Raw genomic sequence first — 10,065 nt, 5'->3', positions numbered from 1 at the left:
AGGCGCTCGTTCGTGGTGGCCGTATCTCTCAGCGACTTGTATTATGATACAGGATAGCGCTGCGTTTGTCAACACCCTTTTATAAAAAATATAAAAAGGCCTGCATGCGACTGCAGGCCTCGTGATCTTAAACCGAAGCCATCCCCTGTATGCTTATGCCATGATCTTGCGGAACAGCTCCTTGACCTGATCAGGCGTGGCTTCGCGCGGGTTACCCGGATAGCAGGCATCCTTCAGTGCATCGTCAGCCAGCTGATCAAGATCTTCTTCCTTGATCTTATCGAGTGTAGCCGGAATGCCAACATCCGCGGAGAGTTTCTTGACCGCATCGATGGCTGCCGTGCGGTACTCTTCCTGGCTCATGCTGTCAACGTCCTTGACGCCCATCGCACGTGCTACCTCGCGCAGGCGCGTGCCGGTATATTCCTTATTGAACTCCATGGAAATCGGCAGCAGCATCGCGCAGGCAACACCATGCGGCGTATCATAGTGAGCAGAAAGCGTATGCGCCATCGCATGGTCGATGCCAAGCCCCACGTTCGAGAAGCCCATGCCGGCGATATACTGTCCAAGTGCCATACCGGCACGTCCCTGCGGATCATTCTCCACGGCCTGACGCAGATTCTCGGCAATCAGGCGAATGGCCTCAATATGCATCATATCGGTCATTTCCCAGGCGCCCTTCGTCGTGTAGCCTTCAATTGCATGCGTCAGGGCATCCATGCCGGTCGAAGCCGTAAGTCCCTTCGGCATCGAAGACATCATGTCGGGGTCGATGACGGCATAAGCCGGTATATCATGCTCATCCACGCAGACGAACTTACGGACCTTCTCAGGATCCGTGATGACGTAGTTGATCGTGACCTCAGCAGCTGTGCCTGCCGTTGTCGGCACGGCAATGGTCTTTACGGCATGGTGTTTCGTCGGCGCCACGCCCTCGAGCGAACGCACATCGGCAAATTCCGGGTTCTTGATAATGATGCCGACTGCCTTCGCCGTATCCATCGAGGAACCGCCGCCAATGGCGATGATGGAGTCAGCGCCGGCTTCCTGATAAGCCTTGACACCATCCTGTACATTCTTGATGGTTGGATTTGGTTTGATTTCTGAATACAGCGTATAATCGATACCCGCTTTTTCGAGCAGATCCGTGACCTTGGCCGTCACACCGAATTTCACCAGATCCGGGTCAGAGCAGACAAAGATTTTATGAAAGCCCTCGCGCTGTGCAATGCCTGGGATTTCTTCGATGGCACCCTTGCCATGATACGAGACTGTGTTCAAGACGATACGATTGACCATGATAAAACCTCCTGCAACATCATATATGTGAAATCTCTAACTTCCTTTTTATTATACGCTATAAACGCAAAACATGCTACTATAAACAGAAATTTTATCTCAAAAAATAATCATAAAACAAGAATTTACGAAGATTTAGTCTGCCAAATCCCCCCGCTTGCCCCTCCGGGCAATAAGCCATAGCAAAGACAGCAAAAGACCGCAGTCCTTTTGAACTGCGGTCTTTTTACTGCCTGACAGAGCCCTTTTGAGCTCCGTCTCTATGCAAGAGATTCACACGCGGTGAATTATTTGTTCATTGCTTCCTGTACAGCAACAGCAACAGCAACGGTCATGCCGACCATCGGGTTGTTGCCGGCGCCAATGAGGCCCATCATGTCGACGTGTGCCGGAACGGAGGAAGAACCTGCGAACTGAGCATCACCGTGCATACGGCCCATCGTATCCGTCATACCATAGGAAGCCGGGCCGGCTGCCATGTTGTCCGGATGGAGCGTACGGCCCGTGCCGCCGCCCGAAGCAACCGAGAAGTACTTCTTGCCCTTCTCGATGCAGGCTTTCTTGTAGCAGCCTGCAACCGGATGCTGGAAGCGCGTCGGGTTCGTGGAGTTGCCCGTGATGGAGATATCAACATCCTCATGCTCCATGATGGCAACGCCTTCCTGAACGGAGTCAGCACCGTAGCACTTAACTTTTGCACGCTCAGGATCCGAGCCGTACTTGATTTCCTCAACAATGTTGAGTTTGCCCGTCTTGAAGTCGTAATCCGTTACGACATACGTGAAGCCGTTGATGCGGCTGATGATCTGAGCAGCATCCTTGCCGAGGCCGTTGAGGATGACGCGCAGCGGGTTCTTGCGAACCTTGTTTGCCGTCTTGGCGATACCGATAGCACCCTCTGCAGCCGCGAAGGACTCGTGGCCAGCGAGGAATGCGAAGCAGCCAGCATCCTCGGAAAGGAGCATAGCGCCGAGGTTGCCGTGACCAAGACCAACCTTGCGGTGGTCAGCAACGGAACCCGGTACACAGAAAGCCTGCAGGCCTTCGCCGATAGCCTTGGCAGCATCAGCAGCCTTCGTGCAGCCCTTCTTGATGGCGATAGCAGCACCGAGCGTATAAGCCCATTTTGCATTCTCGAATGCGATCGGCTGCAGATCCTCTACGATCTGGTACGGGTTGATGCCCTTCTCGTCGCAGACTTTCTTGGCATCTTCAATGGAAGCCAGACCATACTGTTTGCAGACTTCGTTGATTTGATCAATACGGCGCTCATAGCCTTCGAATAATGACATTCTATTCATTCCTTCCTTTTACCTTGAAACCCGGAATCTCGTCACGCAGCGATATTACTCTTCGCGCGGATCGATGAACTTAACGCCGTCTTTGAAGCGGCCCTTCGTGCTCGTGTTGGCCTTGATTGCCTCATTGGCATCCTTGCCAGCACGGACAGCTTCCATGACTTTGCCGAGCTGTACGACTTCGTAGCCGATGATGCGGCCTTCGTTGTCGAGAGCGAGCTTCGTGACGTAGCCTTCTGCGAGTTCGAGGTAACGCGGGCCCTTCTTCAGCGTGCCGTAAAGCGTACCAACCTGGCTGCGCAGGCCTTTGCCGAGGTCATCGAGGCCAGCGCCGATTGGCAGACCATCATCGGAGAACGCCGTCTGGCTGCGGCCATAGGCAATCTGGAGGAAGAGTTCACGCATAGCGGTGTTGATGGCATCGCAGACGAGGTCCGTGTTGAGAGCCTCGAGGACCGTCAGGCCCGGCAGGATCTCAGCAGCCATAGCTGCGGAATGCGTCATGCCCGAGCAGCCGACCGTCTCAACGAGGGCTTCCTGGATGATGCCGTCTTTGACGTTGAGCGTCAGTTTGCAGGCACCCTGCTGCGGAGCGCACCAGCCAACACCGTGCGTCAGGCCGCTGATGTCCTGGACATTCTTGGATTTTACCCATTTGCCTTCTTCAGGAATCGGGGCAGCACCGTGATGTACTTCCTGTGCTACGCATGCCATGTCTTCCACTTTCTGTGAATAAGCAATCATTGTTCGTATTCCTCTCTTTTCTAAAATATAATACTGAGGTGCATTCTCTCTGGGGCCAGCACAGAGGGCAGTCGCCTGCCCCTCCCTGCTCAAGGGAATGCTGCCTCTACCGCACAATTAAAGCTCTACGAGGTTCTTGCCCGTCATTTCTTTCGGGATATCAAGACCAGCCAGCGTCAAGAGCGTCGGTGCGATGTCGCAGAGCGCGCCATCCTTGACGGACTTGACACGATCCGAAACGACGATGAACGGTACAGCGTTCGTCGTGTGCTTCGTGAACGGCTGGTTGTTGACGTAATCCATCATCTTATCGGCATTGCCGTGGTCAGCCGTGATGCAGACCTCGCCGCCGACTTCCTTGATGGCTGCGACGAAGCGGCCGACGCAGGAGTCAACCGTCTCAACAGCCTTGACGACTGCCGGGAAGACGCCCGTATGGCCAACCATATCGCAGTTTGCATAGTTGAGGATGATGAAATCGTACTTCTCGGAACGGATGGCCTCACAGACCTTATCCGTAACCTCAACAGCGCTCATTTCCGGCTTGAGGTCGTACGTGGCGACCTTTGGGCTCGGAACGAGGATGCGGTCTTCGCCCTTGTACGGTTCCTCAACACCGCCGTTGAAAAAGAACGTGACATGCGCGTACTTCTCCGTCTCAGCGATGCGGAGCTGCGTGAGACCGTTGTCCTGGATGATCTCGCCGAGCGTCTTGTCGATGTGCTCCGGCGGGAATGCAACAGCTGCATTCATGCCGTCCTCATACTGGGAGAACGTAGCGAACGGAATCTTGAGATCTTCGTCACGCTCAAAGCCGTCGAACGTCTCATCGACGAATGCATGCGTGAGCTGACGTGCACGGTCCGGACGGAAGTTGAAGAAGATGGCACCGTCGCCGTTCTTCATGCCCTCGTAGCCCTTGACGACGAACGGTACGACAAACTCGTCGTTGACGCCGTTCTCATAGCTTGCTTTGAGGCCAGCCACCGGATCATCTGCGACAACGCCTTCTGCATGAGCGATGGCCTCATAGGCCTTCTGCTCACGATCCCAGCGATGATCGCGGTCCATGGCATAATAGCGGCCGGCAACCGTTGCGATCTTGCCGACACCGATTTCCTTGCATTTTGCCTCAAGCTCCTCAAGGTACGGCTGTGCGCTCTGCGGCGGCACATCGCGGCCATCGAGGAATGCATGGACGTAGACGTCCTTGACACCCTGCTGCTTGGCCATCTCGAGGAGTGCATAAAGGTGACCCTGGTGGCTGTGTACGCCGCCTGGGGAAACAAGGCCGAGGAGATGCACAGCACCGCCATTTGCCTTGGCATCCTGCATGATCTTGACGAGGACTTCATTCTTGAAGAAATCGCCATTCTTGATATCACGCGTGATGCGCGTCAGCTGCTGGTAAACCAGGCGGCCGGCACCGATGTTCGTATGACCGACTTCCGAGTTGCCCATCTGGCCGTCCGGCAGGCCGACGAATTCGCCGGAAGCCTGCAGATGGCTCGTATTGTAGTTTGCCATGAGGCCGTCGAGGACCGGAGTCTTCGCCGCTTCCACGGCATTGCTCTTATCGAGCTTGCCACCAAGGCCGCAGCCATCCATGATGATGAGAGCGACTGGTGCATGTTTGATTTTTGCCATTGTAGATTACTACTCCTTCTAAAGGAAACGAATTAGTAGTTTACGATCTCGCTGAAGTCCTTGGCCTTGAGCGATGCACCGCCAACGAGGGCGCCATCAACGTTCGGCTGCTTCATGAGGTCTTTGATCGTAGCCGGCTTGACGCTGCCGCCATACTGGATGCGGATACCGTCAGCTGCTTCCTGGCCGAATTCAGCGGCAACCGTCTTGCGGATGTGTGCGCAGACTTCTTCAGCCTGTTCGAAGGAAGCCGTCTTGCCCGTGCCAATAGCCCAGATCGGCTCGTAAGCGATGACGAGCTCTGCTACTTCTTCCGGCTTGAAGCCGGCAAGAGCAGCCTTGACCTGGCCAGCGACGAAGTCGAGGTAAACGCCAGCTTCGCGCTGCTCGAGGGACTCACCGCAGCAGATGATCGGCGTGATGCCGGCAGCAAAAGCAGCATGAGCGCGCTTGTTGACGCCCTCATCCGTCTCGCCGAAGTAGCCGCGGCGCTCGCTGTGACCGAGGACGCAGTAGTCTACGCCAATCTCGTTGAGCATGCCCGTGGAGATCTCGCCCGTGAAGGCACCGTTCTTTTCCCAATGAACGTTCTGGGCGCCGACATGGATGTTCGTGCCAAGAGCGGCATCAGCAACAGCAGCGAGAGCCGTAGCCGTCGGGCAGACGACAACCGTTACCTTGGCATCCTTGACAAGCGGAGCCAGACCGCGGACGAGGTTCTTGCCCTCGACGATCGTATTGTTCATTTTCCAGTTGCCTGCAATAATCGGAGTTCTTGCCATTTTAAAAAATACCCCCTAAATGCTTATCTGCATATCCGAAGGAGCGCAGAGCGGCCCCCCGGATCCTAAAACATCTTATTTGTCAGCGAGTGCCGCAATGCCCGGCATCTCTTTGCCTTCGAGGAACTCAAGCGTAGCGCCGCCGCCCGTGGAGACATGGGAGATCTTGTCCGTCAGGCCCGTCTTCTTGAGGGCTGCAACAGAATCGCCGCCGCCGACGATGGAGATTGCGCCGTTCTCCGTAGCCTTGGCAACAGCCTTGGCAACAGCGAGCGTGCCTTTTGCGAAAGCATCAAACTCAAATACGCCCATCGGTCCGTTCCAGATAACCGTCTTGGCGCCTTCAAGAGCTTTCGTGTACTCTTCCGACGTCTTCTTGCCGGAATCGAGTGCCTGCCAGCCATCGGGAACCTTGTCGACATCAACGGTCTTCGTGTTGGCATCAGCTGCGAACTTGTCAGCGATGACGAGATCAACCGGCAGGACAACCTTTACGCCCTTGTCAGCAGCCTTCTTGAGCAGCTCACGGGCAAGATCGTACTTATCCGGCTCACAGAGGGAATCACCGATTGGCAGGCCCTTGGCTGCATCAAACGTATGAGCCATGCCGCCGCCGATGATGATCGTATCGACTTTGTCGATCATGTTGCTGATAACGCCGATCTTATCGGAAACTTTGGCGCCGCCGATGATGGCAACAAACGGATGCTGCGGGTTCTCAAGCGTCTTGCCGATGTAGTTGATTTCTTTTTCCATCAGGAAGCCGGCAACCGTCTCGATGTACTTCGGAACGCCTGCGTTCGAAGCATGTGCACGGTGGGAAACACCGAAAGCATCGTCGACTGCGAGGTCGCAGCCGGAAGCAAGCTGCTTCGCGAACTCAGGATCGTTCTTCTTCTCTTCCTTATGGTAGCGGAGGTTCTCAAGCAGCAGGACCTCGCCCGGCTTCAGCGCAGCCTTTGCGGCATCCGCCTCAGCGCCGACGCAGTCGGATACCCACTTGACATCACGGCCGAGCAGCTCGGAGAGGTGCTTGACAAGATACTTCGTGGAGAACTTGTCCTCGCGAGCCTCGGTCGGACGGCCGATGTGGCAGGCGATGACGAGAGCTGCACCATGATCGAGCAGATAGTTCAGGGTCGGCAGCGTGCGGACCATGCGCGTATCGTTCGTGATGTTCATCTTGTCGTCAAACGGAACATTGTAATCGACGCGGACAAATACTTTCTTGCCGTTTACGTCGATATCTTTGATGGTTTTCTTGTTCATCGTAAAACCTCCAGGGTTTATTTTCTCATAATAAATGAGGTCCGGCCCAAACAAACGGCCGGACCTCAAGAGATCTTCTACTGTATTCAGTTGAGAACGCTTAATTCAATTACTTAACTTCCTCAGCGAAGTATTTGATCGTGCGAACCATCTGGCTCGTGTAGGAGTTCTCGTTGTCGTACCAGGAAACAACCTGTACGAGGGAGTTGCCGTCGCCCGTATGGGAAACCATCGTCTGCGTAGCATCGAACAGGGAGCCATAACGCATGCCGACGATATCCTTCGAAACGATCTCGTCCTCGTTGTAGCCGAAGGACTCCGTCTGAGCAGCCTTCATAGCAGCGTTGATGCCCTCAACCGTAACTTCACCCTCAACAACAGCATAGAGCAGCGTCGTGGAGCCCGTCGGGGTCGGAACGCGCTGTGCAGCGCCGATGAGTTTGCCGTTCAGATCCGGCAGAACGAGGCCGATAGCTTTAGCAGCACCCGAGGAAGCCGGAACGATGTTCTCGGAAGCAGCACGGCTGCGGCGGAGGTTACCCTTGCGCTGCGGGCCATCGAGTACCATCTGGTCGCCCGTGAAAGCGTGAATCGTCTGCATGATGCCGCTCTTAATCGGAGCGAACTTGTTCAGAGCGTCAGCCATCGGTGCGAGGCAGTTCGTCGTGCAGGATGCAGCGGAGATAACTTTCGTGCCAGCCGGGATCGTCTTGTGGTTCGTGTTGTAAACGATCGTCGGGAGGTCGTTACCAGCCGGAGCGGAGATAACAACTTTCTTAGCGCCCGCTACGAGATGAGCAGAAGCCTTCTCCTTGGACGTGTAGAAGCCCGTGCACTCGAGAACGACATCTACATCATGCTTAGCCCAAGGAATGTCTTTTGCATCACGCTCAGCATAGATCTTGATCGTCTTGCCTTTGACCGTGATCGTACCAGCTTCGTCATCAGCGGAAACCGTGTCAGCGTACTCGTACTTGCCCTGGGAAGAATCGTACTTCAGCAGGTATGCGAGCATGGACGGCTTCGTGAGGTCGTTGATAGCAACAACTTCATAACCCTCAGCATCGAACATCTGACGGAATGCGAGACGGCCGATACGACCAAAACCATTGATAGCAACTTTTACTGCCATTTGAAAATTACCCCCTAAATATTCTTAGAAGTTCAGTTCTTACAGGTCAATAATACAATAATCGCGGGCCAGATGTCAATGCTTTTATCATAAATTGAAGCAATTACAGAATAGCCAAAAGCATTTATTATCCGAATATTATATACAAAATCTTTAACAAGAAACTTTCGCGGCCCAACTCCCGTCAAACACTGATAAACAATAGGATTTCACGTAAAAAAAGGCGTCTTGACAAGCAAAAATACTTGTCAAGGCGCCGTCATAATCATAAATGGAATTAATAGATCAAGGCTTACTCTGCGGCTTCCTCTTTATCCATTTTCTCCAGGGCCAGCAGGGCCTGTACGAGGATGGCACACTCGAGACGCTTTTTCTGGATTTCACAGCCGACTTCATACGGCTGACGGATGTCGCCGTGGAAAAGGTCGGCATTGGCATGGCAGCCGCCCGAGCAGAAGAAACGCGCCCAGCAGTCGCGGCACTTTTCCTTGTTGAGCACATGGCTCTCACGGAAATAAGCGGGCAGCTCCGTATTCGTGACCCCATCGTAGATACTGCCGAGTTTGTAGCCTTCGCGGCCGACGAACTGATGGCACGGATAGAGGTCGCCGTTCTCGGAAACCGCAACGTACTCATGGCCGGCACCACAGCCCGAAAGACGCTTGGCAACGCACGGACCATTCGAGAGATCCATGTTGAAATGGAAGAACCAGAAGCCACGTCCCTCGCGGTGACGCTTCATGTAGGCCTCGGTCAGGCGGTCGTACTCCTCACGGATGCGCGGCAGGTCCTCCTCCGTGAAGCCCAGCGGGCTGTCCTTCATGACAACCGGCTCAACCGACAGGATGTTGAAGCCCTCATCGACCATCGAGAGGACATCCTTCGTGAAGTCCATGTTGTTGTGCGTGTACGTGCCGCGCAGATACGTATAGACGCCGCGATAATCGTAGTCCCCGCCCTTACGGCTCGCAATGCACTTCTTGAAGTTCTTCACGATGCGGTCATAGGTGCCGTGCCCGCCGGCATCTGGACGCATGGCGTCGTTGACTTCCTTGCGGCCGTCGAGGGAAAGCACGAGTGAGAAGTCATTGTCGTTGAGCCATTTGATGTTCTCATCATTCAACAGCATGCCGTTTGTCGTCATCGTGAGCTTGAATTTCTTGCCCGTCTCTTTCTCACGCTGGCGCGCATACTCCGTCACGGCCTTGACAGTCTTCATGTTCATGAGCGGTTCACCGCCGAAGAAATCGACCTCGCAGTGCTTGCGCGGGCCGCAGCTCTCAATGAGAAAATCGATGGCATGCTTGCCGACTTCCGGCGTCATAACAGCGCGTTCCTGGCCGTAGCTGCCGCCGTCGCCGAAGCAGTACTTGCAGCGCAGGTTGCAGTCCTGTGCGACCATGAGGCAGATTGACTTGATGAGCCCTTTCTGCTTGAACGTTGGCGGCACATCGATATCCGGTGCAAAGAGCTCGCCCATCTGCATGAGCTCGTGAAGCTCGCCGAGCGCCTCGCGCAGATCTGCCTCCGGGTATGTCTCCTTCAGGGCTGCCACGACGGCCTCATCGTTCGTGCCGTCAAAGATGTCCATCATGTCATAGATCATCTTATCGACGACGTGGACCGCCCCGCTGTTGATATCGAGCAGGATGTAATGGCCGCCCTGTTCGAATTTATGGATTTTCGCTTTCATCGTTACTCCTTTGATAGAAAAAAGCCTTCCCAAATGGGAAGGCTCTTCACGAAAACTTATTTCTCGCAAACCTGATTGCCTACCGTGCAGGAAGTCTTGCAAGCAGACTGGCAGGATGCCTGGCACTCACCGCAGCCGCCCGTCTTGAGCGAAGCCTGCATCGAAGGTTTGTTGACCGTCTTGATGTGTTTCATCGTC

At 54.6% G+C, this 10,065-nt stretch carries 9 protein-coding genes; all 9 read right to left on the bottom strand.

What is annotated here, in order from left to right; all coding sequences use genetic code 11:
• Positions 1–153 precede the first annotated feature (153 nt).
• The 9 genes from fucO to scfA all read right to left on the bottom strand — a co-directional run bounded on the left by fucO (position 154) and on the right by scfA (position 10,061).
• On the bottom strand, positions 154–1,302 hold the full coding sequence (gene fucO, locus DWX75_RS10065; protein ID WP_118016185.1) for a lactaldehyde reductase: 1,149 nt from the start codon (positions 1,300–1,302) through the stop codon (positions 154–156).
• Between the two features lie 287 nt (positions 1,303–1,589).
• A complete protein-coding gene (locus DWX75_RS10060) occupies positions 1,590–2,594 on the bottom strand; it encodes a GGGtGRT protein (RefSeq protein WP_036375790.1) in 1,005 nt (334 codons plus the stop codon).
• Positions 2,595–2,648: 54 nt separating this feature from the next.
• Positions 2,649–3,341 (bottom strand): iron-sulfur cluster assembly scaffold protein, encoded by a 693-nt coding sequence (locus DWX75_RS10055; protein ID WP_199497591.1) that lies wholly within the window; start codon positions 3,339–3,341, stop codon positions 2,649–2,651.
• A gap of 120 nt (positions 3,342–3,461) precedes the next feature.
• Positions 3,462–4,991, bottom strand: a complete 1,530-nt coding sequence (gpmI, locus tag DWX75_RS10050) for a 2,3-bisphosphoglycerate-independent phosphoglycerate mutase (protein ID WP_005841065.1) — start codon at positions 4,989–4,991, stop codon at positions 3,462–3,464.
• A 32-nt stretch (positions 4,992–5,023) separates the two neighbouring features.
• Entirely contained in the window at positions 5,024–5,773 is a 750-nt protein-coding gene (gene tpiA, locus DWX75_RS10045) for a triose-phosphate isomerase (RefSeq protein WP_118016183.1), read from the bottom strand.
• 75 nt (positions 5,774–5,848) lie between these two features.
• Positions 5,849–7,042 (bottom strand): phosphoglycerate kinase, encoded by a 1,194-nt coding sequence (gene pgk / locus DWX75_RS10040; protein WP_118016182.1) that lies wholly within the window; start codon positions 7,040–7,042, stop codon positions 5,849–5,851.
• Between the two features lie 109 nt (positions 7,043–7,151).
• Complete coding sequence (gene gap / locus DWX75_RS10035) at positions 7,152–8,174, bottom strand: type I glyceraldehyde-3-phosphate dehydrogenase (RefSeq protein WP_118016181.1); 1,023 nt, start codon at positions 8,172–8,174, stop codon at positions 7,152–7,154.
• Between the two features lie 292 nt (positions 8,175–8,466).
• A complete protein-coding gene (scfB, locus tag DWX75_RS10030; protein ID WP_118016180.1) occupies positions 8,467–9,867 on the bottom strand; it encodes a thioether cross-link-forming SCIFF peptide maturase in 1,401 nt (466 codons plus the stop codon).
• A gap of 56 nt (positions 9,868–9,923) precedes the next feature.
• Positions 9,924–10,061, bottom strand: a complete 138-nt coding sequence (scfA, locus tag DWX75_RS10025; RefSeq protein WP_005841055.1) for a six-cysteine ranthipeptide SCIFF — start codon at positions 10,059–10,061, stop codon at positions 9,924–9,926.
• Positions 10,062–10,065 lie beyond the last annotated feature (4 nt).

It is taken from the genome of Mitsuokella sp. AF21-1AC (assembly GCF_003458855.1).
Lineage (GTDB): Bacteria > Bacillota > Negativicutes > Selenomonadales > Selenomonadaceae > Mitsuokella.
Note: the sequence above shows the minus strand (reverse complement) of the source record. Positions and strands in the feature narration are given on the sequence as shown.

Bases quoted from the DNA above. Each gene is read 5' to 3' on its own strand.
- fucO (WP_118016185.1), bottom strand. From the start codon at position 1,302: ATGGTCAATCGTATCGTCTTGAACACAGTCTCGTATCATGGCAAGGGT.
- DWX75_RS10060 (WP_036375790.1), bottom strand. From the start codon at position 2,594: ATGTCATTATTCGAAGGCTATGAGCGCCGTATTGATCAAATCAACGAA.
- gpmI (WP_005841065.1), bottom strand. From the start codon at position 4,991: ATGGCAAAAATCAAACATGCACCAGTCGCTCTCATCATCATGGATGGC.
- tpiA (WP_118016183.1), bottom strand. From the start codon at position 5,773: ATGGCAAGAACTCCGATTATTGCAGGCAACTGGAAAATGAACAATACG.
- pgk (WP_118016182.1), bottom strand. From the start codon at position 7,042: ATGAACAAGAAAACCATCAAAGATATCGACGTAAACGGCAAGAAAGTA.
- gap (WP_118016181.1), bottom strand. From the start codon at position 8,174: ATGGCAGTAAAAGTTGCTATCAATGGTTTTGGTCGTATCGGCCGTCTC.
- scfB (WP_118016180.1), bottom strand. From the start codon at position 9,867: ATGAAAGCGAAAATCCATAAATTCGAACAGGGCGGCCATTACATCCTG.
- scfA (WP_005841055.1), bottom strand. From the start codon at position 10,061: ATGAAACACATCAAGACGGTCAACAAACCTTCGATGCAGGCTTCGCTC.